The organism is Stenotrophomonas sp. GW821-FHT09E08 (assembly GCF_059416125.1).
The window spans coordinates 25,384-50,908 of record NZ_JBWKOO010000005.1 but is presented as its reverse complement, the minus strand read 5'-3'; the positions used below and the strand labels follow the sequence as shown (position 1 = coordinate 50,908).

Genomic DNA, 25,525 nt, shown 5'->3' with positions numbered 1-25,525 from the left:
AAGCCCGCTGGGTTGGGCCGGCCGGGGGCCGGCAACTGCAATACGCTGGGTGTGCCAAGGCTGCCGGCCAGCGGCCGGTATTACGGGGTTGCGGCGCTCGGCAGCACCAGCTCGAACACGGTGCCGGTTTCATCGGAGGTCACGCTTACCGTTCCGCCATGCGCCTGTGCAATTGCGCGGGTGATCGCCAGGCCCAGTCCAGCACCTTCGTGGCGGCCACGCTCGCCGCGATAGAAGCGATCGAACAGGCGCGGCAGTGCTGCTTCGGCAATCGGCGGGCCGAGGTTGTGCACGCTGACCCTGCACATGCCATCGCCCTCGACCAGCTCCACCCGCACCTCGCTGCCCACGGCTGCGTGCTTCAACGCGTTGGACAGCAGATTGGCGATCGCCCGGTGCAGCATCAAACGGTTGCCTTCCACGCTCGCCACGCCGTCGCGGCACAGGGTCAATTGCCGGTCCTCAGCCAGCAGTTCGTAAAACTCCAGCAGCGAATCCACCACCGCATCCAGCGCCACCGGCTCGCGCGAAGGCAGTGCCCCCGGCGCCTCGGCCTGCGCCAGGTACAGCAGGTCACCCACGGTCTGCGCCAACTGCTGCAGTTCTTCGGCGCACGAGGCCAGCGTCTCGCGATAGGCCTCGTTGCTGCGCGGGTGGGCCAGCACCACCTGTACCTGGGTCAGCATGTTGGTGATCGGCGTGCGCAGCTCGTGGGCCAGGTCACCGGAGAATTCGGTCAGGCGCGCGAAGTCCTGCTGTAATCGCGCCAGCATGCCGTTGAGGGTCTGCGCCAGCTGTTCCAGCTCAGCCGGCGCGCTGCGGGCGTTCAACCGCCGTTGCAGGCGCCCTGCGGTGATCTGACGGGCTTCATCGGCCAGCGTCCGCAGCGGCCGCAGCGTTCGCCGCACCACATAGCCACCCAGCAGGCTGCTGGCCACGGCGGCACCGATGATGGCGATCGCCAGCAGGTGGCGGAAACGCTGCAGGAAGTCGGCGTGGCGGGCATCGTCGATGGCCAGCAGGATCAGCAGCTGGCTGCCGTCGGCCAGGGTCTGGCGCAGGTGCAGCGCATGCATGCACGTTCCGTCGGCAAGGATCCAGTCGTGCCGCCGGAAGGCACTATCGATAGGCTGGCTGCGGGCGTGTTCGCGCAGCAGCGCCGGCGCGGTGGAGAACAGCACGGTGCCGCGCGCATCCACAATATGGAAGGCGATGTCGGGATGGTGGCTCAGCGCCTCTGCCAGTCGCTGCCCGCGAACGGACGCAGGCCCATTGCCGGCCAGGTCGCTGATCAACGCGACCTTGTTCTCCAGCTCGGTGAAATCCTGTGCGACCAGATCGTGACGGGCACTGACATAGATCGCCACGCCCAGTGCCGCCAGCACCAGCGTGGCCACGGTGGCGAACAGCAGCGTCAGCCGCACCGCGATGGAGCGGCGCAGGCTCATCCGTTGCGCGCGGCGCCGTCGTCCGGCGCCTCCAGCACATAGCCCATGCCGCGCACGGTAATGATCAGCTTGTCGGCGAAATCATCGTCGATCTTCGCGCGCAGGCGGCGGATCGCCACGTCGATCACATTGGTGTCGCTGTCGAAGTTCATGTCCCACACCTGCGAGGCGATCAGCGAGCGCGGCAGCACTTCGCCACGGCGCCGTGCCAGCAGCTCCAGCAGGGTGTACTCCTTCTGGCTGAGCGCGATGCGCTGGCCGCCACGCTCCACCCGGCGGCGCTGGGTATCCACCACCAGGTCGGCAATGACGATGCGTTCCACCTGCGGCACCGCCTGGCCACGGCGCAGCAGCGTGCGCACGCGCGCCAGCAGCTCGGCGAAAGCGAAGGGCTTGGCCAGGTAGTCATCGGCGCCCAGCTCCAGGCCCTGCACGCGGTCGGCGATGCTGCTGCGCGCGGTCAGGAACAGCACCGGCAGCGGCCAGCCGGCTCCACGCAGCCGCGACAGCACGGTCCAGCCATCCAGGCCGGGCAGCATCACATCGAGGATGACCAGCTGGTACTCGCCGCTCTCGGCCAGGTGCAGCCCGTCGATGCCGTTGCTGGCGAGATCGACCACATAGCCGGCCTCGATCAGGCCCTGGCGCAGGTAGTTGCCGGTCTTGGGTTCGTCTTCGACGATCAGCAGTTTCATGGTGCGGCCATCATCGCAGCTTGCGGGTGGGTCGGCAGCGGCGGTTCATGCCACCGGGTCCAGGGTGCCGAGTACCGCAACGCAGGCCAGCACCAGCAGCGCCAGCACCGCTTCGCAGGCCAGGCTGTGGCGCAGCGAACGCAGTGGCCTGGGTTGCCAGCCGCCGCGGATGGAAACGGCCAGCGCCGGTACCAGCCGCCAGCGATGCAGCGCGGCCAGCCCCAGCATGCCACCCACCAGCCCCAGCTTGATCATCAGCCAGCGCCCATGTGCGGTGCCGGTGAGGTTCTGCACGGAACCGCCAAGATCGACATAGGTGTAGGTCCCGGTCATCGCCAAGGTGGCGACGATGATCGTGCCGGGTACCGCGAATCCGTGCGCGGCCTGCCACAGTTCGTGGGTGCGCTCGTGCAGCCCCGGTCCTTGCCGCCGCAGCGCCCGTTGCAGGATGGCGGCGATCGCCCCGACCCAGGCGCCGGCGGCCAGCAGATGCAGCATGCCGGCGCCGAGCCGAAGCGTGCCGCTAAGCCCGTCGCTGGCGGCGGCATGGCCATTCCAGGAAAGGCTGGCCAATGCGCTGGCAGACAGTGCCAGCAGTGCGAGGCGGCGCAGGCCCTGTACGGGGCGGTTGATGGCCAGCAGCGGCAACATTGCCAGTACGGCCAGGAGGCGCAGCAGGCCCGCTTCACCCACCGGCGTACCGGCAAGAAACCAGCGCGCGGTCTCGCCGTCGATGTCGGCCGGCGATATGCCAAGCACGCCGGACAACCGGGTCACCGCGTCGGTGATGACCAGTACCAACGCGATCACGGTGAGCGTCAGCGAGACGCCGTGCGGCAGCCCGGGCCGGACGAACAGCATCCGCCCGAACAGCAGCATCAACACGGCATACAGCGAAAGCCGCAGCGCATACGGCGAAAGCTCGGCCACAGCAGCGGCCTTACTTCACGGTGAAGCGGTAGTTGCCGGTGATCGGATGGCTGTCCTGGCCGACCGCGCGCCACTGCAGGGCGTAAGTGCCGGCAGGCAGCGGCTTGGCGAAGCGCGCGCGCAGGGTGTGGCCGTCCTCGGAGATCTCCTGCGCAGTGGTCGGCATCGCCATCTTCATGCGGCCATGGTCCATGCTCAGTTCGATGCGGGTGGCACGCGGCATCACCTTTTCACTGAACTGCAGTTCGATCTGGCTGGCCGGGGCCACGGTGGCGTCGGCGGCCGGCGTTGCACGCACCAGGCTGGGATGGGCCAGCGCCAGCGGTGCGACCGCAAGGCCGGACAGCAGCAGGGCGAGCGAGGTGGGGCGGAGCAGGGCGCGGGTCATGTGCGGGAACGCCTGTCGGGAAGTTGCGCTCAGGGTGGTGCAGCGCGCCTTTCGCTGCCCTGACGCGAACATTACCGGTCTGTAATGTTGGCTGCCGGCCCGCGGCCGGCGCTACCGGGCCCGTGACTGCGCGATCCAGGCCGAAGGCGAACAACCGACCACACGCCGGAAGGCTGCGCTGAACTTGCTGGGATTGGCGTAGCCACTGGCCAGCGCAACCTCGGTGACGCTGCATCCCTGGGCCAGTGCCCCGCGCGCCCATTGCATGCGGCGTCGGGTCAGGAACGCATAGGGCGGCAGACCGGTGGCGGCGCGCAGCGCACGACCGAACGTGGACGGGTCCATCTGCACCGCAGCGGCCAACTGTGCGACTTCAAGAGGCTGGCCGTGCTGTGCATCGATGTAGGCCTCCAGCTGCTGCAGCCGCCGCGTGGACAGTGCCGTGTCCCTGCCGCGTTCCGTGCAGGCAAGCCCGGCAAGCTGGCCCAGGCGGTGGAGCAGGACCTGGGCGCCATGCTCCAGGAAGCCTGGCAGGCAGACATCGGCCTGCGCGCTGCACCACAACGCCTGCAGTACCGAAGTGATCACCGGGTCGTGGTGCAGCCGCGCCGCCAGCGGCTGCAGGTGTTGCAACCGCTGCGGATCCTGCGGATGCAGGCGGGTATCGATGGCGATGCCGAGCAGATCGACTGCGGGGCTGGCATAGGTGCCGGTGTCTCCCGGCAGCACCAGATTGAACTGGCCGGGCCGCCACGGCGCCTGCAGCAGGCCGTTGAGGGTGCGCTGCTGCAGCCGCCCACGGCCAGGCCCAGGCGAAGCTGGTGCGGATGGCCCATCTCGCCTTCGCTGGCCTCGAAGCGATGGCGCAGCAGCACCACCGCCCCGTCATCGCTGGCGTAGGCAGCAGGGGCCTGCGACCGGGTTTCCTGCAGCAACTGGTCGGTGAGGGCGGGCATCACGGATCCGGGAATGGAGCGGCGCTGCCGGAAATGGAGTGGCGGCGGGGCGCGAATGTTACAGGATAACACTCTTGTCCCGCGCTGCCGCCGCCCGCGCGTCCGCCACTCCATCCGTCGAGGTTCCCGCTTTGAAGTCGTCCACGCCTGCTGCCGCGCTCATCGCAGCATCCCTGCTCGTTCCTGCCTTGCCCGCCCTTGCCCAGCAGGCCGACCCGACCACGCTCGACGGTGTCCGCGTCACCGGTTCCAAGCGCGATACCCCTTACCTGAAGAGCGATCTGTCGGTGACGGTGCTCGATCGGCAGGCGCTGAAGGAAGCGGGCGTCACCGAGTTCCGTGACCTCGACAAGCTCGCGCCGAACGTCAAGTTCAATGCGATGGGCCAGCTCAGCAACATGTTCATCTCGATCCGCGGCATCGAGTCCAATCCATTCCTGGTCAACCGCGCCTCGGTCTACATCGACGGCATTCCGTTCCGCGAACTGAGCAATGCCGTGCTCAACCAGGTCGAGTCGGTGGAGGTGCTGCGCGGTCCGCAGGGCACGTTGTATGGCGCCAACAGCGAATCCGGCCTGGTGCTGGTGCGTACGCGTGGTCCTGCGGACAAGCGCGAAGGCGAGGTCAACCTGCGCAGCACCTGGTTCGGCAACGGCAATGGCACCGCTCTCGATGGCTTCCTGGCAGGGCCGCTGAACAAGACGGGCAGCCTGTCCGGCTCGGTGGCGTTCATGGGCTCCGATGAGGACGCCTACCTGAAGAACCTCACGCCTTCCGGTGCGCGCGGCAAGGTCGGCGAAGGCTACCTCCAGGGCAAGCTGCGCTGGCGGCCGAGCGACTACGTTTCGGTGAACGCGCTGGCCTATCACCTGCGCACCCGCGCGCCGGGCATGTTCGAGTATGAATACCTGCCGCTGGATACCGGCCTCTACAACCGCACCTACGGCACATCGCTCAATGGCGGCCGCCGTGCCGGTGACTTCACCTACATCAACGACGCGCCCAAGCGCACCGAAAAGGACGAAACGGTGGCTGGCCTCAGTGCGCAATGGCAGCTGCAGGCCGGCACGCTGGACGTGGCCGCTTCCTGGCGGGACGAGGAGGTGACCTCGGCCGGCTACGACTTCGACATGACCAACAGCCCGGCATTGGCCGGTCGCATCTACGACAGGAAGAAGGAATGGACGGCCGAGGCGCGCTTCAGCTCGCCCAGCGACCAGGCGCTGACCTGGATGGCCGGTGTGTCGACCTACCGCAACAGCAAGGATTCGATCCTCGGCACCTTCGTCGGCCCGGCGCTGCATGGGCTGGACAGCTACAACCTGGCGCCGCGGCAGACCTCCAAGGGCGAGGACTACAGCGTCTTCGCCACCGCCAGCTATACCTTCCCGGCATTGCCGAAGCTGACCGCCAGCGCCGGCCTGCGCCATGAGCAGGCACGGCGCTCCACCGAACAGCGTGCCGGTGCGCTGGATCTGGGCGCCGGTGGCCGCGTGCTGTACCGCGATGCCGCGCTGGCGCATACCTTCTCGGCCACGCTGCCGCGGGTGTCGCTGCGCTACGACGCCACTGACGACCTGTCCTTCTACGCGGCCTCGGCCAAGGGCTACATTCCGGGTGGCTTCAATCTGGCTGCGGCGCAGAGCGATGTGGTCAATGACAAGGTGCTGCGCTATGAGTCCGAACGCATGTGGAGCCATGAGCTGGGCTTCAAGATGAACCTGGCCGGCGGGCGTGGCCACATCGGTGGCGCGCTGTTCCACATCACCTCGGACAACTGGCAGGAGATCCAAGTGGCCACCGATGCCAACGGCCGCCCGATCTCGTCGGACTACGTAGGTTCGGATGCCTCGATCCGTTCGCGTGGTGCCGAGCTGGAGGGCGTGTTCGAAGTGCTGCCGGGCTTCACCCTGATGGCGAATGTGGGCTACGTCGATGCGAAGTACACCAAGCTGTGGGTCAGCGTGGACCAGAACCTGGATGGCAAGCGGGTCAAGCTGACCCCTCACTACACTGGCTATCTGGCGGCGCGCTATCAGTTCGACTCGGGCATCTATGCTCGGCTGGAATCGCAGTTCACCGGCTCCAGTGCACTGGATGAACGCAACCGCGCGTTCCAGCCCGCAGTGGCCGTGCTCGGTGCTCAGCTGGGCTATGAGACCGGGCCGTGGAGCGCGCGGGTGTTCGTGCAGAACCTGACCAACAAGCGGCGCATCAATGGCCTGATCTTCGACAATCTGGCCTTCGGCCGCGACGGCAACTACTACGGCCCGGTCGACAGCCCGCGCATCTTCGGCGCGGAAGTGGGTTACCGCTTCTGAGCAAAGGTAGTGCCGGCCGCTGGCCGGCATCTGCGGGGCGCCGGCCAGTGGCCGGCGCTACCGGTGGACGTGCAACGCCCGCCGGTTGCCGATGTGCGCGCATGCCAGCAGCACGCCACCGCAGGCAGTAGCCACGCCATGCCAGAGCAGCGATTCCTTCAACGGCAGGTACAGCGACGCTGACACCAGCAGGATCGCGCCAACCACGGCCAGCCGCACCGGCAGCCAGCGCCCATGCCGGTACAGTCCGGCCGTGGTACTGGCCAGCGCCAGTGTCGAGGCCATCAATGCGAACAACCATTCCCAGCGCGACATCATCAACAGCAGCGTCATCACGCCGTGGCCGGGGTGCTGGAACGAGCGCAGCGCCATCATTGCCGCCGGCACGAAGGCCAGCAGCAGTGGCAGGGCGATGCAATGGGCGGCGCAGGCCAGCGACAGCCAGGCACCGGCCAGATCGAAACGGGGATGCCAGCGTGCCGAAGTTGGCGGCTGGGCCAGAGCCCTTGCGGGGGTCGGGGGGATGTGGTCCATTATGTTACATAGTAACAATTGGAGTCTCCCCCATGAAGCTTCCTGCTGCTCTTTTCCTGCTGCTGGCTGCCAACGCGGCGCAGGCACACGATGTCCGCCAGCATGCACCGCACGTGCACGGCCAGGCCACCGTCGATCTCGCACTCGACCAGGGAACGCTGGAGTTCGCCCTGCAGGCGCCGGGTATCGGCATTCTTGATTTCGAGCGACCGCCCGCCAACGCGACCGAGCAGGCGGCACTGTCGCGCGCCACGGCATTGCTGAAGGGCGGCAGCTGGGTCACCCTGCCCACCGCCGCCAACTGCCGCCTGGCCAGCAGTGACGCCAGTGCCGAAGGCTTCGCTGCGACCGCCGCTGTGCCAGCGGCCGGGCAACATCGCCACGCCGGTTTCACTGCCAACCTGCAGTATCGCTGCACGAATCCGAGTGCACTGCGCGCCCTGGTCGTGCGCCTGCCGGTGCTGTTCCCCGGGTTGCACGAAGTCATCGTCAACAGTGCGACCGCCAACGGCCAGGACCGCAGCGTGCTGAGTGCCGACAACCTGCGCGTGGTGCTGGCGCCGTGAGCACGCCAGCGGTGATCGCCCTGGAGGATGTGCAGTTCGGCTACGCAACACGCCTGGTGCTGGATATCCCGCAGCTGCTGATAGAGCAGGGCAGCAGCGTGCTGTTGCGTGGAGTGAGCGGTGGCGGCAAGAGCACCTTGCTCGGCCTGCTGGCCGGCGTCCTGCTTCCCGGCTGGGGGCGCGTCGAAGTGGCCGGTCACGCGCTGCAGATGATGCGGGGTGCCGCGCGTGATTGCTTCCGTGCCGATCAGCTGGGCGTGATCTTCCAGCAGTTCAACCTGCTGCCGTTCCTCAGCGTGCGCGACAACATCGCGCTGGGCCTGCGCTTTTCTCCGGTGCGCAGTGAGCGCATCAGCGGGCCGCTGGACGACGAGATCCTGCGTCTGCTGGAAGCGCTGCAGCTGGATCCGGCGTTGTCCAAGCGTGCGGCCGGTACCCTGAGTGTCGGCCAGCAGCAACGCGTGGCCGCCGCACGCGCCCTGATCGGCCGCCCCGCAGTACTGCTGGCCGACGAGCCGACCTCGGCGCTGGATCGCCAAGCCGCGACCGCCTTCCTGCAGCTGATGTCCGCACAGTGCCGGGCCGCCGGTACCACGGTTCTGGTGGTCAGCCACGATGAAAGCCTGCAGCCCTTGTTCGACCGCACCATCGCGTTGTCGCAGATCAATCACGCAGGTGGCACTCATGCTTGAACTTTCATGGGCCAGCCTGCGCAGCCGCGCATTGTGCGTCAGCCTCACCGTGCTGGTGATCACCCTCAGCGTGGTGCTGCTGCTCGGTGTTGAGCGCGTGCGCACGCAGGCGCACGAAGGTTTCGCCAGCACCGTCTCAGGCACTGACCTGATCGTCGGTGCCCGCTCCGGGCCGGTGAACCTGCTGCTGTATTCGGTGTTCCACATCGGTGACCCGACCAACAACGTGTCCTGGCAGTCCTACCAGGAGCTGTCCTCGCTGCCGCAGGTGAAGTGGGCGGTGCCATTGTCGCTGGGCGATTCGTGGCGCGGCTACCGGGTGGTCGGCACCAGTGGCGGCTACTTCGAGCACTACCGCTACGGCGCGGGGCATGCGCTGGCGTTTGCACAGGGGCGGCCGTTCGACGACCTGTACGACGCCGTGATCGGCGCAGAGGTGGCGCGCGCGCAGAAGGTCGGCCTCGGCGACGAGATCGTGCTGGCCCATGGCACCGGCGCGGTCACGTTGGCCACGCATGCCGACAAGCCGTTCCGTGTGGCTGGCATCCTGCAGCGCACCGGCACGCCGGTTGATTCCTCGGTGCTGGTCTCGCTGCAGGCCATCGAGGCGATCCATGTCGACTGGCGCTCCGGCGTGCAGCTGCGCAGCCAGAGCGTCAGCGCCGAGCAGGCGCGCCATCTGGACCTGACCCCGACCAGCATCACCGCTTTCATGCTCGGGCTGAACTCGCGCATTGCCACGTTCTCGGTACAGCGCAGGATCAACGAGTATCCGGACGAGGCGATGCTGGCAATCCTGCCCGGCGTAACCCTGCAGCAGCTGTGGCAATCACTGGGCACCGCCGAGCGGGCACTGCAGCTGATCAGTGCGATGGTGGTGCTGCTGGGCATGGTCTCGCTGGTGGCGCTGCTGGTCTCGACCCTGCAGGAGCGACGGCGCGAGATGGCGGTGCTGCGTGCGATCGGTGCACGCCCGGGCTATATCGCCAGCCTGCTGGTGGTGGAGGCGGTGGCAACCAGCGCGCTTGCCTGCGTGCTCGCACTGGCCGCACTGGTGGTGGCCAGCCTGGCCGGGCGTGGCTGGGCGCTGGCCAACTTTGGCCTATCGATCACCCACATCTGGCCGGATGGCCGCGAACTGGCGTGGGTCGCGGGTGTGCTGGCGATCAGCGCGGTGGCCGGCCTGGTGCCGGCGCTGCTGGCCTATCGGCGCACGCTGGCCGATGGCCTGTCACCCGGGGGCTGAGCATGCGCTGGTTGCCGCTGTTGCCAATGTTACTGGTGCTGACCGCCTGCGAACGCCCGGTCGATACCGGCGTGCAGGCGCTGCCACCGTCACCGGTGGTCGATCGCGATGTCCCGGCAGCTGCCGAGGAACAGGAACTGGACTGGTTGCAGATGATGCCGAAGGAAGAACTGGGGGCGCTGGAGCGCGGCGAGGGCCCGGAGGTCGAGCACAACGGCAACCGGCGCATGCCGCAGTTCGGTACGTTTCGCACCGTGGACACCGTACTGCAGCGGCCGGTGCGCTTGCCGGGTTACGTGGTGCCGCTGGCCAACGCGCAGGACGGGCGGCTGACCGAATTCCTGTTCGTGCCGTACTACGGCGCCTGCATCCATGTGCCGCCGCCACCGCCGAACCAGATCGTGCACGTGGTGCTGCCGCGCCCGATCGAGATGCCGGACATGTATTCGCCGTTCTTCCTGGCCGGTATCCTGCGCGCCGAACGGCTGGACGATGATCTGGCCGGCTCCGCCTACACCATGCGCGATGCGCAGCTGAGGCCGTATGAACCGTAGCGTCCTGATCGGATTGGCGTGTTGCCTGGGCTTGCTGGGGTGTACGCAGGCGGGTGGGGGCGCCACCACCGTCGCCGCAGCACCGGCAGCACCGGCAGCGGCGCAGCCGGCCACGACCGAAGCGCCCATCGACCGTTGGGATGCACTGCGGCCCGACGAAGTGACCTACCAGCGGCCGCCGCCGCAGATCGGCCTGTCACGCAATGGCATGGACGGGGTCGGCGGGCTGATCGACGACACCGGCTCGGGCACGCCACCGGGGCAGGAGATCGACCATTCCAGCCCGGACCGCGCCAAGCAGTTCGGTTCATCGCAGGTGGCCGAAACTGCCGATGGCCGCGCCGTTGACCTGGATGGCTACGTGGTGCCGCTGGGCACCAACGACGCAGGACTGGTCGACGAACTGTTGTTCGTGCCGTTCTACGGGGCCTGCATCCATGTGCCGCCACCGCCGCCGAACCAGATCATCCATGTGACCCTGGCCACGCCGATCGCGCTGGGCGACCTGTGGGATCCGTACCGGTTGGCCGGTCGCCTGCAGGTCAAGCGCTTCGATGCGGATATCGCCAGCGCGTCCTACGACGCCGCAGCGGCGTCGCTGACGGCGATCCACAACTGATGCGCGCGCGCTGGATCATCGCTGCGGTGGTGTTGGCGGGAGCAGGCGTAGCGTTGGCGGTGTGCTGGCAGCGGCGCGCCGTAGTCCCAGAGCCTCCGGCGGTCGCGTTTCCGGCACCGGCAGCCGATGCCAGCCAGCGCATCGAGCAACGCCTGGGCGAAGACCACGCCTTTCGCAATGATGTGCTGTTCCTGCTGGCGGCCACGTTGCGCGACCGCTGCCAGCCGGCACAGACGGGGCTGCTGGCGCGCATGGCCAATCGTGCATCGTTGCCGGTGCTGGCGGCGGTCAGTGCGGTGACCCAGCAGGATCCAACGCTGGACCGGCCGATCTACCAGTACATCCAGCATCGTGCAGACGCCACGCGTTGTGGCCAGCCGCTGCAGATGCCGTTGGCCGGTGGGCGCAGCATGCAGGTGGACATCGAACAGTACGCGCGCACCTTCCCGGACAGCTATTTCGATCCGCAGCGCAGCAGCGAACCGCGTGATTTCGGCGGCCTGTCGCTGCAGCAGCGCGCCGGTAACGCCTGCAACAGCGTGGTGTATTCGGTGCTGCCGCTGGGGGGCACCGATTGGCGTTGCAGCAGCCTGCGCGCCAATGCGCGTGCGCGGGTGCGCGGCCTGTGCGAGGACGAACTGCGGCGCCAACATGGGGCAACGGGCGGGGAGCTGGACATGGCCGTGGGGCAGGGCATGCAGGCAGCGGTGGTGTCGGCGATCGTCGCGTTGCCGGAAGACTGTCGGTAGAGCGGGGCCATACTCGGCGGCCTTGTTGCGGGTACCCCGTTCGCCGGACACGGCCCGGCGCTACCGTTCTCCGGAACATGAACATTACCCGGGACGAAATCTGAACGTCTGGCGGCCTTCTCATAACTATACAGGACATCCTGTATAGTTATGACGGTGCTCCACCCCCATCAGGTTTCCCCATGGCTTTGTCCCAGCCCTTGGCCGGCGCTCCGGCCCTGTCGCGTGCCCGTCGCTGGGCACTGTTGTTCACTGTCGCCGCCGGCCTGCTGCTGGTCACCCTCGACAACTCCGTGCTGTACACCGCACTGCCCACCCTCACCGAGGAACTCTCGGCCAGTGCCGGCCAGGCGCTGTGGATCATCAACGCCTATCCGCTGGTGATGGCCGGCCTGCTTCTGGGCGCCGGTACGCTTGGTGACCGCATCGGTCACCGCCGCATGTTCCTGATCGGCCTGGTGGTGTTCGGCACCGCCTCGCTGGCGGCGGCCTTCGCTGACAGCGCCGCGCAGCTGATCGCCGCCCGTGCGTTCCTGGCGGTCGGTGCGGCGGCGATGATGCCGGCCACGCTGGCGCTGATCGGCCTGAGCTTCCACGAAGAGCGCGAGCGCAACATTGCCATCGCCATCTGGGGCTCGGTGGCCATCGTCGGTGCGGGACTGGGTCCGATCATCGGCGGCTGGCTGCTGCAGCACTTCTGGTGGGGCTCGGTGTTCCTGATCAACGTGCCGGTGGTGGTGGTGGCCTTCGTTGCAACCCTGCTGCTGGCACCGGAAGGCCAGCGCGATACCTCGCGGCCGTGGGACCTGGTGTCTTCGTTGCTGGCATTGGCGGCGCTGTCCGGCCTGGTGCTGGCCATCAAGTCGCTGATCGCCACGCCGCCGTCGTATGCGCTGGGTGCCGGTGCGCTGCTGCTGGCCGTCATCAGCGGCGCGGCGTTTGCACGTCGCCAGCGGCAGTTGCCGTACCCGTTGCTGGACTTCGCGATCTTCCGCAATCCGGCGTTCCTGGCCGGCACGCTGTCGGCGGTATTCACCTTGTTCGCGATGGCTGGCCTGCAGCTGGTCACCACCCAGCGTTTCCAGCTGGTGGCAGGCTTCACACCGCTGCAGGCAGGCCTGCTGGTATCGGTGGCGGCGCTGGGCAGCCTGCCCAGTGCGCTGCTGGGTGGCAGCATCCTGCACCGCGTGGGCCTGCGCCCGCTGATCTGCGGTGGCCTGGCGGCTGGCGCCGTGGGTGTCGGTGTTGTGGCGTTCGGCTTCCCGCACGGCCTCGGCTGGGTGGTGGCGGGCATGGCGATCACCGGTTTCGGCATGGGCTCGGCCATCTCGGTGGCATCCACCGCCATCCTCAACAATGTGCCGGCACACCGCGCGGGCATGGCCTCGTCGGTGGAAGAGGTGTCCTACGAGTTTGGTGGCCTGCTGGCGGTGGCGATGCTGGGCAGCCTGAGTGCGGCAATGTACGGCGCCTTCCTGCCGGTCTCGGCGGACATGCCCGAGCTTGCCCGCGACGGCTTCACCCAGGCGCTGCATGCCGCACGCGAAAGCGGGCAGGGCGAGTGGTTCGCGCTGGCTGCGGCTGCATATGACCGTGGCTACCAGATCGTGCTGCTGGTGATCACGGTGATGCTGGCAGTGGGCGCGGCGATCATCGCGCGCCTGTTGCGGGGGCGCGTCGGTGGCCGCGAGGGTGCGGCCGATCGCGTAAAATGACGCGATGAGAACCAGCAAGCGCGACCGCATCCTCGACGCCGCCGTCAACGTGATCAATCGTGACGGCGTGCGCGCGGTGACCTTCGAGTCGGTGGCCGCCGAGGCCAAGCTGACCCGTGGCGGCCTGCTGTACCACTTCCCGTCGCGCGAAGCGCTGCTGCGCGGCATCGACGAGCATCTGGTGCAGGCCTGGGAAGCGTCGATGGAGTCGCTGCTGGGCAAGACCGCAGGCGAGGCCACGGCGCTGGAGCGCTACCAGACCTTCGTGCGTGTGTCGGCGCAGAGCGCTACTCGTGCCGAGTTGATGTTCATGCTTGAATCGGCTGACCCGGACGCCGACGAGCGTCCGTGGGGACCGGCAGTGCGGCGCTGGGCGCCATTGCCGCCGTCGGCCGCGGAACAGGATCCGGCCGCGCTCGACAATTTCGTAGCGCGGCTGGCGGCCGATGGCCTGTGGATCTACGAAGCGATGTACGAAGGGCAGCTGGATGAAAGTGTGCGCGCCCAGGTAGCGGAGCGGATCGCCGGGCTGCTGGCAAAGAACGACGGACTGTCCAGCTGAGCCGTCGACCGACGCGCGGATATCGCTCTTGGTAGAGCCGACCGCTGGTCGGCTGCTCACGAAAATCCCGCGCTTCGCGCGATAGTCGACTCTACCCAGCCTGCGCTGCGCTCGCGGCCAGCCATGCCCGCGGCGACGCTCCCAACCGCTTGCGGAACGCCTTCGACAATGACCCGGTATCGGCAAACCCGACTTCGATTGCCACCTGCTTGACCGCCACGCCCGCACGCAGCTGCGCGCAGGCCAGGCTCAGCCGCCAATCCAGCAGATAACTGGCCGGCGTCGCCTGCATCACCTCCTTGAACACCGCTGCGAACGCACTGCGCGACATGCCAGCGGTGGCGGCCATGCGCGGCAGCGTCCACTCGTCCTGTGGCGCCTGGTGCATTGCCACCAGCGTACGTGCCAGCCGCGCATCGGACAGCCCGCGCATCAGCCCGTGGCTGACCCCGGCCGCATCGGGATGATCCACCACCCAGCGCAGGATCTGGATCAACGCCACCTCGAACAGGCGGTTGGTCAGCAGCCGCGAACCGCAGCATTGGCGGTCGGCCTCGGTGAACAGCAGATGCAGGGTGTCGTCCAGTTCGCTGATCGCGGACAGCGGCACCACCATCACCGGCGGCAGCGATTGCACGATGGGATTGCGCGCGCCGCCATCGAAGTCGAGCGTGGCGCAGGTGAAGTCGGGGCCATCCAGCGGCGCATTGAAGAACACATGGTGCAGCGGTTGCGGATACAGCAGCAGGCTGGGCGCGTCGATCTTCAAGCGGGGAAGCGCGATATCGCCGTCGGGATGACGGACCTCCATTTCACCCTGGCGCAGGATGTGCAGGAACGCCCGACCGGGCTGCGGCTCGAAGACATGGCGCCCGCACAGCGGACCGCTGTGGAACAGCGCGGCCTGCACTCGGAAGCGTTCCAGAAGGGAGGACAGGCGGTCGGGTGCGGAGGTGTCGGCGGGCATGCTCATGGACGAATGGACAACAGATGCGGCTGATTACGACCAATGCGTCCGTCGAGTCTACCTAGGATGAGCAGGTCGTCCAATCCCGGGCGCTTTCCCAAGGAGATCCACCATGTCCCGTGTCCCCCTGATCGATGCCTCCGCCACCACTGCCGAGCGCCAGGCCTTGCTGGGCCAGGTCCACGCCGCTTTCGGCGCCACCCCAGCCATGTTCCGCGCCGTGGCCAACTCGCCGGCCGCCCTGCAGAGCATGTGGGGTTCGTTCGGCGCGCTGGGCGGCGGTCGGCTGTCGCCGTTGCTGGGCGAGCAGATCGCCGTCGCCATCGCCAACCGCAACGCCTGCGAGTACTGCCTGGCGGCGCACACGGCGCTGGGTCGAAAGGCCGGCGCCAGCAGCGAACAGATGGCTGCCGCGCAGATCGGCCAGTCCAGTGATCCGGCCACCTCGGCGGCGCTCGACTTCGCGCTGAAGGTGGTTGAACAGCGTGCACAGATCACCGACGGTGATGTGCAGGCGCTGCGCGCAGCCGGCTTCGATGACGAGCGGATCGTCGAGATCCTCGCCCATGTGGCGCTTAACCTGTTCACCAACTACATCAACGTGGCGTTCGACGTGCCGGTGGACTTCCCCAAGGTGGCGCTGCGCTGAGGTCCATCAGGCCGGGGGCGTCTTGCTCCCGGCCGTTCTCAGTTATCGTGGCTGTCGTCCGCCTGCAGCCGTTCGGGATGGGTATACACATTGAACCCCCTCTCCCGCGCGAACCCGACCAGGCACAGTCCGGCACTGCGGGCCAGGTCGATCGCCAGCGCGGTCGGCGCCGACACCGCTGCCAGCACGCTGGCACCCGCACGTATCGCCTTGCTGACCATCTCATAGCTGGCGCGACTGGAAATCACCAGCAACCCACCGTCGATGGCGTGCTCGTTGTGATGCAGGGCGCCGACCAGTTTGTCCAACGCGTTGTGACGGCCCACATCCTCGCGCACCCAGCCGATCCGCCCGCTGGCATCGGCCCAGGCCGCAGCGTGCGTCGATCCACTCACCGCATTCATCGGCTGATGCTGCGCCAGCGTGGCCAGCGCCCGCAGCAATGCGGCATGCGGATAGGTGCGGCGCTCGCGGATCTGCGGCAGCGGGCGCAGCACATCCTCCAGCTGGCGCGTGCCGCACAGGCCACAGCCACCGCGACCGGGCAGCAGGCGGCCATTGGCCGGATCCAGATCGGCACCGGGTGCGTCTTCAGAAACGGTCATCTGCAGCTCGATGCCCTCCAGCTGCGGGCGGACCTCGATCGACAGCAGTTGCGAGGGCGCAGTGATCAGCCCCTCGCTGAGCGAGAAACCAAGCGCGAAGTCTTCCAGGTCGCAGGGCGTGGCCATCATCACCGCGAAGGCGGCGCCGTTGTAGCGCAGTGCAACCGGCACTTCCTCGGCCACCACGTCGACCTGCTGCTGGTGACCCCCGCTGCGCCAGCGCTGCAACGGGCGCTGGGCCGTGCCGGCAGGCGGGGTGTGCGGCGGGGTCGATTCAGGCATGCAGCGCGTCCGGGCAAGGGAAATACGCAGGTGGTGGACCACCCACGGCTTTGAGAATAGCGCAGTGGCCGGGCGCTGACGCGGGTGTAACCGTTGTAATGGCAGGCTGCGCCGAAAACAGCGCCTGCCTCTGGCGAAGTGGCCTTGTCCGTGCTTGATTGCGGGGCTGGCCGCACTGCAGAAGCCGCATCCGGCCCGTCTCGCGCCGTTGATTGTTGTGTTCCTCCCGCCAGGTTCCCGAACATGTCCGAGCAGAAGCCGCCGCGTTACAAGCCCTACAACCAGCCGGCCGGTGGCTGGGGTGCCGCCGGTGCCACCGCCAAGGTGCTGCTGCAGCAGAGTGTGATCGGCAAGGGCTCGAAGGCGCTGCTGGCGATGAACCAGCCCGGTGGCTTCAAATGCCCCAGTTGTGCATTCCCGGACGCTGACGAACGCAAGAAGCTGGAATTCTGCGAGAACGGTGCCAAGGCGCTGGCCTGGGAGGCCACCCAGTTCCGTGCCGGCCGCGACCTGTTCGCCCGGCACACGGTCACCGAGCTGATGGCGCAGACCGACTACTGGCTGGAGATGCAGGGCCGGCTGACCGAGCCGATGCGCTACGACGCGTCCACCGATCACTACGTACCCTGCAGCTGGGATGAGGCGTTCGCCCTGATCGGCCGTCATCTGCAGGCGCTGGACAGCCCGCACCAGGCCGAGTTCTACACCTCCGGCCGCACGCCCAACGAAGCCGCGTTCCTGTATTCGATCTTCGTGCGCGAGTTCGGCACCAACAATTTCCCGGACTGCTCGAACATGTGCCACGAGCCGACCAGCCGCGGCCTGCCGCCGGCCATCGGCGTGGGCAAGGGCACCATCGTGCTGCAGGATTTCGAGCACGCCGAGGCGATCTTCGTGATCGGCCAGAACACCGGCACCAATTCGCCGCGGATGATGAGCAACCTGGTCGAGGCGCGCAAACGCGGCATCCCGATCGTGGCGGTCAATCCGATGCCAGAGCGCGCGCTGATCCGCTTCGCCGAGCCGCAGGACATGGTGCAGATGGCCACGTTCGGTTCGACCGAGATCACCAGCGAGTTCGTGCACATCCGCATCGGCGGCGACCTGGCCCTGATCAAGGGCATGATGAAGGTAATGTTCGAGCGCGAAGCGCAGGGCGAGCGCGTGCTTGACCACGATTTCCTGGCCGAGCACACGGTGGGCCTGGACGCACTGCGCAAAGATGTGATGGCGCAGGACTGGGACGAGATCGTGCAGGTCTCCGGCATCACGCAGGCGCAGATCCGCCGCTGCGCCGAGATCTACATCCGCTCCAAGGCCACGGTGATCTGCTACGGCATGGGCCTGACCCAGCATCAGTATGGTTCGACCCTGCTGCAGCAGGTGGCCAATCTGCTGTTGCTGCGTGGCAACTTCGGCAAGCCCGGCGCAGGCATCGGGCCGATCCGTGGCCATTCCAACGTGCAGGGCGACCGTACCGTCGGCATCGACGAGAAACCCAAGCCAGCCTATCTGGACCGCGTGCAGCAGGTGTTCGGCTTCGATCCGCCGCGCGAGCACGGTCATCACGTGGTCGAATCGATCGAGGCGATGCTGGACGGCAGCGCCAAGGTGTTCATCGGTATGGGGGGCAACTTCATCCACGCCGTGCCCGATACACCGCGCGCGTATGAGGCCATGCGCGGCCTGGAGCTGACGGTCGGCATCGCCACCAAACTCAATCGCGGCCATCTGGTGCATGGCCGCGATGCCCTGATCCTGCCGGTGGTCGCACGTTCGGAGCGCATCGTTACGCCTGCCGGCGAGCAGTTCGTCACCATCGAGGACGCGATGTCGAACGTGACCGCCTCGCGCGGCGTGCTCGAACCGGTCAGCACGGACGTGCTCCCGGAGGTCGAGATCGTCTGCCGCATGGCGATGGCAACATTGCCGCACAGCAAGGTCGACTGGGCGGGGTGCATGCATGACTACGCACCCATCCGTGAGCTGATTGCGGCGGTGTACCCGGAGATCTACACCGGCTTCAACGAGCGCATCCAGCAGCCGCACGGCTTTCACCTGGACATTCCTCCGCGCCGCCGCGTGTGGCCCACGCCCAACGGCAAGGCCAACATCCTGGTGATGCCGGGGCTGGACGTGGACGCGCCCGTGGATGACCCCGAGATGCTGCGGTTGGCCACAGTGCGCTCGCACGACCAGTACAACACCACCATCTACAGCTACAACGACCGCTATCGCGGCGTCTACAACGACCGCATGGTGTTGTTCATGAACATCGAGGACCGGCTGGCACGTGGGCTGGAGAAGGAAGCACTGGTCAGCCTGGAGACGATCAGCGGCGACGGCGTGAACCGACGCATCGAGGGCCTGACCGTGCTGGACTACCCGATGCCGCGCGGCGCGTTGGCCGGTTACTACCCCGAGTTGAACCCGCTGCTACCGCTGGACTATTACGATCGGGTCAGCGGCACCCCGGCGGCCAAGTCGATTCCGGTGCGGATGCGGGCGATGGCCGAGGCAATTGCGTGATGCGTTCATCGGCTATCATCAACGGGTGAACCTGCCTGGCCTGCTGCTGAGATGGATGCTTCTCCTTGCCCTGGTGCTGAATGCACCGGCGCTTGCGGTTGCCTCATCCTCGTACGCGGCGCAGTCCAGCGCGGACCATTGCGCCGCACCGCATTCCGCTGCCATGCCCGGATGCTGCGACGAGGCAGCATCAACGGTCTGCCAGAGCAATGAGTGCGAATGCCCGCCGGCCAGCCTCGGCATGCTGGCCACCCTGAGCGGAACCCCGGCGTCACCCTGGCGTGAGGCGCCTTTGCCCGCCAGCACCCAGCAACGCGCACCGCCTCCGTTGCCGGATCCGCTACGCCCTCCCATCGTGTGATTCCCTGCAGGCCTCAAGCGCCTGCCGTAGCTGCTCGACTCACTCTCGACTCTGCCTGTGCCTTCGACGCGCAGGCAGCGGGCCGCGTTGCCCGCATCTGCAAAGGAATCAACACCATGAACCGTTCTCTCTCCCTCAGCCTGTTGCTGGGCACCGTGCTGGCCACCACCGCCTGCGCGCGTGCTGCTGAAGAATCGTCTGCCGCGCCGGTTGCCACCGAAGCCCCGGCGGCACCGATCAAGGCCGGCCCGTCGCAGGTGGATCCGGCACTGCCCATCGCCATCGTGCACAAGACCGCCAGCTGCGGCTGCTGCGGCATCTGGGTCGACCACCTGAAGGCCGAAGGCTTCCAGGTGGATGTGCGCAATACTGATGACATGAACCCGATCAAGGTCCGGCTGGGTGTGCCGGTCGGCAAGGCCTCCTGCCACACCGCCGAGATCGGTGGTTACGTGGTTGAAGGCCACATCCCGGCCGAGGACATCAAGCGACTGCTGGCCGAGCGGCCGGCCGCGCGCGGCCTGGTGCTGCCGGGTATGCCAGCCGGCTCGCCTGGCATGGAAATGCCGGATGGCTACGTGCAGCCGTACACCGTTGAACTGGTGCGCAACGATGGCACCACCGAGCCGTTTGCCCAGCACGGGCAGGGCGGCTGACAGGCGGCGGTGCCGGTCGTCCTGACCGGCACCCTTCGGCGCGCCCAATGTAGAGCCGAGCCCACCCTCGGCTTGCTCTTTGTGGCGTCGAGCCATGCTCGACTGCTCTGCTTCGGTCGAGCAAGCTCGACAGAATCAGCGGGCACCGGCTGTTTCCTTGGCCAGCTGTGCGTCGAACTTCTGTTCTGCCGCATCCGCGTAGGCCTTGCAGGTCAGTGCCTTGGCACCGGCCCTGGCACCCGCAGCGTAGTCCCAGTTGCTCGCGCCCGGATGAGGGGTCAGCAACACGTCGCAGGGCAACGCCCGCACCGTCGCGAAGCTGCGCTTGTAGTCCTCGACCAGGCGCGGATAACGGGGGTTGCCCTTCAGCTGGTAGCCCGGTGCACTGAGGCTGTCGGCATAGGCGATGCGCACCGGCTTGCCCTCGCGGGTATCGGTCCAGGTCCAGGCGGTGCTGCCCGGGGTGTGTCCCGGCATGAAGTGCGCGGTGAATTCGATGCCGCCCACCTCGACCACCTCGCCATCCATCACGATGCGGTCTGCATTGGCAGGCGGGTAGGTGATGCCATCGCCGAAGTGCAGGTCATCGCTGCCGCCACGCGCCAGCAGCACCGCCGATTCCGCGTTGGCGACCACGTGCGCGCCGCTGCGGCGCTTCAGTTCCGCCACTGGGCCTGCATGGTCGGCATGCGCATGGCTGAGCAGGATCAGCCGCACGTCCTGCGGGGCGACGCCGCGCGCCTTCATGTTATCCAGCAGGTGGCCGGCCATCTGTGGCATGCCGCCGTCCAGCAGCACTGCGCCCTCGGCGGTCTGCACCAGCAGTGCGGTCAGGTTCTCGGTGCCGATCTGCCAGGTGTGGTCAGCAATCTGCAGCGGTGCCATCGGCTGCAGCCAGGAAGCATCCACGGTGTAGGCCTGCAACTGCGGCAGTGGTGCCTCGGCGGCGCTGGCGTAGGCGATCGGGAGTACTGCTGCAAGCGAGAGGGCGAGCATGTGCGGGCGCATGTGAAAGGTGTATCGGGAAGGTGGATCGAGGCTAGCATGGCGCTTTCCGATGCCGTTTCTATGATTCCTCATGCCTGCCATAAGCCGGCGTTGCGGGTGCCGGAATATTGGCGCGACAACTGCCGTGAAAGGGCGATGCAGTTCGCAACGTGTTCGCATTGCGCAGGGTAGCCTGCAGCGACCACAAGGAAGGAGCAGGCGCATGTGCATTGTGTGCAATCCAGGAGCCGCAGCATTCCTGCAGGCACGTCGCGAGTTTCTGGGCGGGATGGTCGGATTGGGTGCGGCGGCGCTGGTCGGGTCGGCCGTACCGCTGGCAGCGTTCTCTGCTACGCCGCCGCCGAATCTGGCAGGGCCGGCAGATAGGATCTTCCATGGCGGTCCGATCCATACGCTCGGGCCAAAGGGCAAGGTGCAGGCCATCGCGGTTCGCCAGGGACGCATTCTGGCCACGGGCAGCCGCGAGGAAGTCATGTTGCATCGAGGGCGCCAGACCGACGTGGTCGACCTGCACGGCCGGGCGCTGCTGCCAGGCTTCATCGACCCGCATATGCACTCGGCGATGGCGATGCTGTCCGATTGGGTGGATGTGACGCCGTTCAGTACCAGCACGTTGGCCGAGGCGCTGTCGAAGATCGGTGCCGCCGCGAGTGCGAGCAAACCCGGCGAATGGGTGGTTGCGCAGGGCATTGACCCTTCGCTGATGCCGGGTGAGCCGATCACCATGAAGGCGCTGGATGCGGTCGCTGCGGATAATCCGGTGTTCGTCCTTGAATCCAACGGACACGTCGCCTACAGCAACAGCAAGGGCTTCGCCGCTGCCGGAGTAACCGATGCGACGCCCGATCCGGAGCAGGGGCGTTACGATCGCGAGGGTGGGAAGCTGACGGGCCGGATGCAGGAGTCTCCCGCGATGAAGCCGTTCATGGCCGCGATGCCGGTCCCCGACGAGGATCGCTACGTCGCGTTGATCCAGCAACTGTTCTCGGACGCGGCCAGGGCCGGCTGCACCGGCCTGCATGATGCCGGCATCGGGACCGGAGGCGTGACCGATCTCAAGGTACTCAATCGCGTGATGGCGAAGAATCCGCCGATCCGCTATTCAGGCTTTCTCACCTCGGACCTGATGGACGACTGGGTCGAACTGGGGCTGAAGCCCGGCCACGGTGATGACCGCTTCCGCCTGACGGGTATAAAGTTCTGGTCCGATGGCTCCAACCAGGCGCAGACCGGCTATCAGCGCGAGAACTACCTCGGCTCGGACAAGCGGGGTTCGCTGAACTACACGCAGGAGCAGCTGACGAAAGGTGTGCAGCGCGCCCACGATCTCGGTTGGCAGGTCGGCATCCATGCCAATGGCGATGCGGCCATCGATACCACCCTGAAGGTCTACAAGACCGTACTGGCCAACACGCCACGTGCCGATCATCGCCACCGCATCGAGCATTGCAGCGTGCTGCATGGGGACCAGATCACACAGCTTGCCGAGCTGCAGGTGTCGCCTTCGTTCCTGATCGGGCACGTGTACTACTGGGGAAAGGCGTTCCGCGACAACATCCTGGGTCCGCAGCGCGCCGATCTGTACGATCCATGCCGGTCGGCGCTGGCGGGCGGGCTTCGCATCTCGCTGCACTCGGACTTCAACGTCACCACCATCGAACCGTTGCGCTACATCGACAACGCAGTGAACCGGCGCATGCGTGATGGCGGCGAAGTGTTGAACCCTGAAGAGTGCATCAGTGTCGAACAGGCGCTGCGCGCAGTGACCATCGATGCGGCATGGCAATGCCGGGTGGACGACATTGTCGGAAGCCTGGAGTACGGCAAGTATGCGGACATGGTCATTCTTGATCGCGACCCGCTCATGATCGATCCGGCAAGCGTCCTCGAGCTGAAGGTGATGGAGACCTGGCTGCAGGGTGAGCGACGCTACGCCGCGTGATCCGAGGCTTGAAGCAGGGCCCGGCGCAGCTGCGCCCCGGGCCCTGCGCAGGCTTAGTACTGGTACTGCCACCCCAGCGTCAGCACTCGGCCACGGCCCGAGAAATAGCTCGGGTTCGACGGCGTGGTCTGCGAGTAGTAGCTGATGTACTGCTTGTTCGCCAGGTTCTGCACGCCCAGGGTGAAGCTGTGCTTGTCCAGTACATAGCGGGCCACCAGGTCCATCGTGGTGTAACCCTTGAACTCCGCCACCTGCGCGCCACGCAGATCGAAGTCGCGGTCGAAGGCGTGGCTGGCCTGCAGGCGCGTGCTCAGCTGTGGTGTCCAGCTCTGTTCCCAGAACGCGGTCAGCCGGTTCGGCGCGATGTTGACGCCGGCCAGGTCGCTGTCGAGGCGGCCGTCGACGTCGGCATCGTAGCGGCCATTGGCGCGTGCATAACCCAGGCCCAGCCGGCTGTCGCCCAAGCGCAGGCGCAGGTTGCTTTCAAAACCTTCCACGCGGGTGGCCTGGCGCTGCACCGCATAGGCGTCGATGCCCGGATCGTAGATCAGCACCGAGCCCAGCTTGGATTCGGAGGTGTAGTACGCAATATCGCCACTGAAACGGCCATCGTCGTACTCCAGCCCGATCTCGCGGTTGTCCGAAACCACCGGTGACAGGTCAATCAGATTGTCCACGCGCTGGCCGTCGCGGTTGATCGCACGTAGCACGCGGCCGACGTCGGCCACGGTGTAGCCTTCCGAATACGAGGCGTAGGCGTTGAGGCGATCGTTGATGTACCAGACCGCGCCGAAGTTGGGCAGGGTCTCGCTCATGGTCGGCTTGCCGCCAGCTACCTTGCGTGCGCCGTAGCGGGGCAGGGTGGTGTAGTCGCCTACTTCCAGCTCGCCCTTTTCGTAGCGCAGGCCGCCGGACAGCATCAGGTGGTCGCTTGGCCACCAGTGCAGCTGCAGCAGCGGCGACAGGCTCTGGTAGGTGGTCTGCGGCACCCAGTTCATGCCGCTGGCCAGCAGCACCTGGTGGGTGCGGTCGCGCAGGCCGTCCAGGCCCAGGGTCACGTCCAGCGTGGTGTCGGCGATGCGGGCCCAGCTCTGGGTCAGCTTGAAGCCGCGCTTGTTCGATTCGTTCTGGGTCTGGTCCCAGGCGGCGTTGGCGCCGGTGTTGCCCCACGGGTCCCACTGGCTGGCGCCATAACGGCCTTCGAAGTCCACCGCGAAGGCCTGCGCCTGGAAGCGGCCACCGAGCAGGTCGGCGGCGCTGTAGTCCAGCGTCAACGAACGCGAGCGGTTCATCGGTGGATCCAGCGGGGTATCGCCGGGCACCGAAATGGTCGGGCGGCCGGTGCGGTAATCACCGTTCACCGCCAGGTAGTTGTCCAGCCCGCGCAGCTCGTAGCGGTTGGCCATCAGCTGCAGGCGGTGGCCCTCGGCAATGTTCCAGCCCAGCTTGGCGAACACGTTCGACGATGTCGAATCCATCAGTTCGCCCTGCGCGTTGGTACCGATCGAACGGCCCTCGCCGTCGTGATACAGGCCCTGCTTCTCATAGGCCAGGCCGGCCACCAGATCGAACTGCTCGCCGCGCACGCCGACCAGTGCCGAGCCGCGCTGGCCATTGTCATCGCGGCGGCTGGGCAGGGCCGAGCTGTAGGTGACGTTGGTGTCGAGCAGGAAGGCGCCGGGCTCGCTGGGCGCGCTGCGGGTGATGATGTTGACGATGCCACCGGTGCCGCCGATGCCCTGCAGCGCGTTGGCGCCGTGGATGACCTCGATGCGCTCGATCATCGCCGGATCGATGGTGTGCGAATCACGCGAGCCATCGCGCAGCGGCGTCGACTGCGGTACGCCGTCGACCATGTACAGGATGCCGCGGCCGCGCATGGTTTCGCCGTAGTTGGACATCTTCTCGCGCGCCGGGGCAAGCGCCGGGATCTGCGCCGACAGCACGCGCGAGACATCCGAGCCCAGCGCCAGCTGCTGCGCGATGTCCTCGCGGGTCAGCACGGTGATGGTGTTGGGCATCGCGGTCTCGCCCTGCGGCATACGCGCGGTCGAGGCCGATACCGTGACGCGGGCCAGCGAAGTGGTCGTGCCCGGGGACGCTGCCGATGACGAGGCTCGGGCCGGAGCGCGGGCCTTGGAGGATGCCGGCGCGGCACTCACCACGAACACCCCCGGCGAGCGCTCCTGCATCGCCAGGTCTTGCCCGGCCAGCAGGCGCTGCAGGGCGTCGTGCGGGGTGTAGCGGCCGTCGAGGGCAGGCGCGTTGCGGCCACTTACGCTATCGGCCGCGAACAGCAGCTGGATGCCACTCTGCCGCGCCAGTGTCGTGAGCGAAGCCTGCAGCGGGCCGGCCGGCAGGTGTAGTTCGACAGGTGCGGACGCAGCGGTCTGCGCGGTGGCGGGCAGCGCCGCACACAGGCAGGCGGCAAGCAGGGTGGGGGCCAGCCGGCGCAGCGCGGCAGGCGGAACAGGGCGGATCATGCGGGGGTCCTTCGGAAGGGTTCAAGCACTTGCCGGATGGGACGGCGCGCAACCCACCCTCGGCGTGG

At 67.2% G+C, this 25,525-nt stretch carries 23 protein-coding genes; 13 read left to right on the top strand and 10 right to left on the bottom strand.

Annotated features, from left to right (window positions below):
* Nucleotides 1-80 precede the first annotated feature (80 nt).
* From AC07M7_RS08670 to AC07M7_RS08650, 5 genes are all read right to left on the bottom strand, one after another.
* Nucleotides 81-1,448, bottom strand: coding sequence for a heavy metal sensor histidine kinase (locus AC07M7_RS08670; RefSeq protein ID WP_495207160.1), 1,368 nt, complete (start codon nucleotides 1,446-1,448; stop codon nucleotides 81-83).
* Nucleotides 1,445-2,143, bottom strand: coding sequence for a heavy metal response regulator transcription factor (locus tag AC07M7_RS08665; RefSeq protein WP_006370165.1), 699 nt, complete (start codon nucleotides 2,141-2,143; stop codon nucleotides 1,445-1,447). The genes AC07M7_RS08670 and AC07M7_RS08665 overlap by 4 nt, the downstream gene beginning before the upstream one ends.
* Before the next feature lie 45 nt (nucleotides 2,144-2,188).
* Nucleotides 2,189-3,073: a copper homeostasis membrane protein CopD gene (gene copD / locus AC07M7_RS08660; RefSeq protein WP_253077721.1), complete on the bottom strand. Its 885-nt coding sequence runs from the start codon at nucleotides 3,071-3,073 to the stop codon at nucleotides 2,189-2,191.
* Between the two features lie 10 nt (nucleotides 3,074-3,083).
* Entirely contained in the window at nucleotides 3,084-3,461 is a 378-nt protein-coding gene (copC, locus tag AC07M7_RS08655; protein WP_046982528.1) for a copper homeostasis periplasmic binding protein CopC, read from the bottom strand.
* 111 nt (nucleotides 3,462-3,572) lie between these two features.
* Nucleotides 3,573-4,190 (bottom strand): helix-turn-helix domain-containing protein, encoded by a 618-nt coding sequence (locus AC07M7_RS08650; protein ID WP_495207159.1) that lies wholly within the window; start codon nucleotides 4,188-4,190, stop codon nucleotides 3,573-3,575.
* Between the two features lie 415 nt (nucleotides 4,191-4,605).
* Between AC07M7_RS08650 and AC07M7_RS08645 the strand changes: the two genes are divergently transcribed.
* Nucleotides 4,606-6,738: a TonB-dependent receptor gene (locus tag AC07M7_RS08645; RefSeq protein ID WP_428708826.1), complete on the top strand. Its 2,133-nt coding sequence runs from the start codon at nucleotides 4,606-4,608 to the stop codon at nucleotides 6,736-6,738.
* Between the two features lie 57 nt (nucleotides 6,739-6,795).
* Here the strand turns inward: AC07M7_RS08645 and AC07M7_RS08640 are convergent, their stop codons facing one another.
* Nucleotides 6,796-7,272: a MerC domain-containing protein gene (locus AC07M7_RS08640; protein ID WP_046982531.1), complete on the bottom strand. Its 477-nt coding sequence runs from the start codon at nucleotides 7,270-7,272 to the stop codon at nucleotides 6,796-6,798.
* A gap of 32 nt (nucleotides 7,273-7,304) precedes the next feature.
* On the opposite strand from AC07M7_RS08640, the gene AC07M7_RS08635 reads away from it, so the two are divergent.
* The 8 genes from AC07M7_RS08635 to AC07M7_RS08600 all read left to right on the top strand — a co-directional run bounded on the left by AC07M7_RS08635 (nucleotide 7,305) and on the right by AC07M7_RS08600 (nucleotide 13,975).
* Nucleotides 7,305-7,838, top strand: a complete 534-nt coding sequence (locus tag AC07M7_RS08635; protein ID WP_071227990.1) for a ZrgA family zinc uptake protein — start codon at nucleotides 7,305-7,307, stop codon at nucleotides 7,836-7,838.
* On the top strand, nucleotides 7,835-8,530 hold the full coding sequence (locus AC07M7_RS08630; RefSeq protein WP_495207158.1) for an ATP-binding cassette domain-containing protein: 696 nt from the start codon (nucleotides 7,835-7,837) through the stop codon (nucleotides 8,528-8,530). The genes AC07M7_RS08635 and AC07M7_RS08630 overlap by 4 nt, the downstream gene beginning before the upstream one ends.
* Nucleotides 8,523-9,776, top strand: a complete 1,254-nt coding sequence (locus tag AC07M7_RS08625; protein ID WP_495207157.1) for an ABC transporter permease — start codon at nucleotides 8,523-8,525, stop codon at nucleotides 9,774-9,776. Before AC07M7_RS08630 ends, AC07M7_RS08625 begins: the two co-directional genes overlap by 8 nt.
* A 2-nt stretch (nucleotides 9,777-9,778) precedes the next feature.
* Nucleotides 9,779-10,330 (top strand): DUF3299 domain-containing protein, encoded by a 552-nt coding sequence (locus AC07M7_RS08620; protein ID WP_495207156.1) that lies wholly within the window; start codon nucleotides 9,779-9,781, stop codon nucleotides 10,328-10,330.
* Nucleotides 10,320-10,949, top strand: coding sequence for a DUF3299 domain-containing protein (locus tag AC07M7_RS08615; protein ID WP_495207155.1), 630 nt, complete (start codon nucleotides 10,320-10,322; stop codon nucleotides 10,947-10,949). Before AC07M7_RS08620 ends, AC07M7_RS08615 begins: the two co-directional genes overlap by 11 nt.
* Complete coding sequence (locus AC07M7_RS08610) at nucleotides 10,949-11,698, top strand: hypothetical protein (protein WP_032970599.1); 750 nt, start codon at nucleotides 10,949-10,951, stop codon at nucleotides 11,696-11,698. Before AC07M7_RS08615 ends, AC07M7_RS08610 begins: the two co-directional genes overlap by 1 nt.
* Nucleotides 11,699-11,880: 182 nt before the next feature.
* The gene (locus tag AC07M7_RS08605; protein ID WP_495207154.1) at nucleotides 11,881-13,413 is read left to right on the top strand and encodes an MFS transporter; all 1,533 of its coding nucleotides are present in this window, start codon (nucleotides 11,881-11,883) and stop codon (nucleotides 13,411-13,413) included.
* Nucleotides 13,414-13,417: 4 nt separating this feature from the next.
* On the top strand, nucleotides 13,418-13,975 hold the full coding sequence (locus AC07M7_RS08600) for a TetR/AcrR family transcriptional regulator (RefSeq protein ID WP_046982539.1): 558 nt from the start codon (nucleotides 13,418-13,420) through the stop codon (nucleotides 13,973-13,975).
* Between the two features lie 91 nt (nucleotides 13,976-14,066).
* On the opposite strand, the gene AC07M7_RS08595 is transcribed toward AC07M7_RS08600, so the two are convergent.
* On the bottom strand, nucleotides 14,067-14,948 hold the full coding sequence (locus AC07M7_RS08595) for an AraC family transcriptional regulator (RefSeq protein ID WP_495207153.1): 882 nt from the start codon (nucleotides 14,946-14,948) through the stop codon (nucleotides 14,067-14,069).
* A 106-nt stretch (nucleotides 14,949-15,054) separates the two neighbouring features.
* Here AC07M7_RS08595 and AC07M7_RS08590 point away from each other — a divergent pair, with 106 nt between their 5' ends.
* Entirely contained in the window at nucleotides 15,055-15,591 is a 537-nt protein-coding gene (locus tag AC07M7_RS08590; protein WP_430766091.1) for a carboxymuconolactone decarboxylase family protein, read from the top strand.
* A 38-nt stretch (nucleotides 15,592-15,629) separates the two neighbouring features.
* Here the strand turns inward: AC07M7_RS08590 and fdhD are convergent, their stop codons facing one another.
* A complete protein-coding gene (gene fdhD, locus AC07M7_RS08585; protein WP_495207152.1) occupies nucleotides 15,630-16,478 on the bottom strand; it encodes a formate dehydrogenase accessory sulfurtransferase FdhD in 849 nt (282 codons plus the stop codon).
* Between the two features lie 243 nt (nucleotides 16,479-16,721).
* Here fdhD and AC07M7_RS08580 point away from each other — a divergent pair, with 243 nt between their 5' ends.
* Together AC07M7_RS08580 and AC07M7_RS08575 are read left to right on the top strand one after the other, a co-directional pair.
* Nucleotides 16,722-19,007 carry an FdhF/YdeP family oxidoreductase gene (locus AC07M7_RS08580; protein WP_495207151.1) on the top strand — a complete coding sequence of 762 codons (2,286 nt, stop codon included), beginning with the start codon at nucleotides 16,722-16,724 and terminating at the stop codon, nucleotides 19,005-19,007.
* Nucleotides 19,008-19,484: 477 nt separating this feature from the next.
* A complete protein-coding gene (locus tag AC07M7_RS08575; protein ID WP_295381509.1) occupies nucleotides 19,485-20,024 on the top strand; it encodes a DUF411 domain-containing protein in 540 nt (179 codons plus the stop codon).
* A gap of 135 nt (nucleotides 20,025-20,159) precedes the next feature.
* On the opposite strand, the gene blaL1 is transcribed toward AC07M7_RS08575, so the two are convergent.
* Nucleotides 20,160-21,032 (bottom strand): L1 family subclass B3 metallo-beta-lactamase, encoded by an 873-nt coding sequence (gene blaL1, locus AC07M7_RS08570; protein WP_495207150.1) that lies wholly within the window; start codon nucleotides 21,030-21,032, stop codon nucleotides 20,160-20,162.
* Nucleotides 21,033-21,102: 70 nt separating this feature from the next.
* Between blaL1 and AC07M7_RS08565 the strand changes: the two genes are divergently transcribed.
* Complete coding sequence (locus tag AC07M7_RS08565) at nucleotides 21,103-22,974, top strand: amidohydrolase (RefSeq protein WP_495207149.1); 1,872 nt, start codon at nucleotides 21,103-21,105, stop codon at nucleotides 22,972-22,974.
* A gap of 53 nt (nucleotides 22,975-23,027) precedes the next feature.
* On the opposite strand, the gene AC07M7_RS08560 is transcribed toward AC07M7_RS08565, so the two are convergent.
* Nucleotides 23,028-25,457 carry a TonB-dependent receptor gene (locus AC07M7_RS08560; RefSeq protein WP_495207148.1) on the bottom strand — a complete coding sequence of 810 codons (2,430 nt, stop codon included), beginning with the start codon at nucleotides 25,455-25,457 and terminating at the stop codon, nucleotides 23,028-23,030.
* Nucleotides 25,458-25,525 lie beyond the last annotated feature (68 nt).

What these genes read in the sequence shown, in the direction of transcription:
- AC07M7_RS08635 (WP_071227990.1), top strand. Translation starts at nt 7,305, where the DNA reads ATGAAGCTTCCTGCTGCTCTTTTCCTGCTGCTGGCTGCCAACGCGGCG.
- AC07M7_RS08670 (WP_495207160.1), bottom strand. Translation starts at nt 1,448, where the DNA reads ATGAGCCTGCGCCGCTCCATCGCGGTGCGGCTGACGCTGCTGTTCGCC.
- AC07M7_RS08565 (WP_495207149.1), top strand. Translation starts at nt 21,103, where the DNA reads ATGCCTGCCATAAGCCGGCGTTGCGGGTGCCGGAATATTGGCGCGACA.
- AC07M7_RS08640 (WP_046982531.1), bottom strand. Translation starts at nt 7,272, where the DNA reads ATGGACCACATCCCCCCGACCCCCGCAAGGGCTCTGGCCCAGCCGCCA.
- AC07M7_RS08620 (WP_495207156.1), top strand. Translation starts at nt 9,779, where the DNA reads ATGCGCTGGTTGCCGCTGTTGCCAATGTTACTGGTGCTGACCGCCTGC.
- AC07M7_RS08615 (WP_495207155.1), top strand. Translation starts at nt 10,320, where the DNA reads ATGAACCGTAGCGTCCTGATCGGATTGGCGTGTTGCCTGGGCTTGCTG.
- AC07M7_RS08575 (WP_295381509.1), top strand. Translation starts at nt 19,485, where the DNA reads ATGAACCGTTCTCTCTCCCTCAGCCTGTTGCTGGGCACCGTGCTGGCC.
- AC07M7_RS08625 (WP_495207157.1), top strand. Translation starts at nt 8,523, where the DNA reads ATGCTTGAACTTTCATGGGCCAGCCTGCGCAGCCGCGCATTGTGCGTC.
- AC07M7_RS08595 (WP_495207153.1), bottom strand. Translation starts at nt 14,948, where the DNA reads ATGAGCATGCCCGCCGACACCTCCGCACCCGACCGCCTGTCCTCCCTT.
- AC07M7_RS08665 (WP_006370165.1), bottom strand. Translation starts at nt 2,143, where the DNA reads ATGAAACTGCTGATCGTCGAAGACGAACCCAAGACCGGCAACTACCTG.
- AC07M7_RS08590 (WP_430766091.1), top strand. Translation starts at nt 15,055, where the DNA reads ATGTCCCGTGTCCCCCTGATCGATGCCTCCGCCACCACTGCCGAGCGC.
- AC07M7_RS08560 (WP_495207148.1), bottom strand. Translation starts at nt 25,457, where the DNA reads ATGATCCGCCCTGTTCCGCCTGCCGCGCTGCGCCGGCTGGCCCCCACC.
- AC07M7_RS08580 (WP_495207151.1), top strand. Translation starts at nt 16,722, where the DNA reads ATGTCCGAGCAGAAGCCGCCGCGTTACAAGCCCTACAACCAGCCGGCC.
- blaL1 (WP_495207150.1), bottom strand. Translation starts at nt 21,032, where the DNA reads ATGCGCCCGCACATGCTCGCCCTCTCGCTTGCAGCAGTACTCCCGATC.
- copC (WP_046982528.1), bottom strand. Translation starts at nt 3,461, where the DNA reads ATGACCCGCGCCCTGCTCCGCCCCACCTCGCTCGCCCTGCTGCTGTCC.
- AC07M7_RS08600 (WP_046982539.1), top strand. Translation starts at nt 13,418, where the DNA reads ATGAGAACCAGCAAGCGCGACCGCATCCTCGACGCCGCCGTCAACGTG.
- fdhD (WP_495207152.1), bottom strand. Translation starts at nt 16,478, where the DNA reads ATGCCTGAATCGACCCCGCCGCACACCCCGCCTGCCGGCACGGCCCAG.
- AC07M7_RS08610 (WP_032970599.1), top strand. Translation starts at nt 10,949, where the DNA reads ATGCGCGCGCGCTGGATCATCGCTGCGGTGGTGTTGGCGGGAGCAGGC.
- AC07M7_RS08605 (WP_495207154.1), top strand. Translation starts at nt 11,881, where the DNA reads ATGGCTTTGTCCCAGCCCTTGGCCGGCGCTCCGGCCCTGTCGCGTGCC.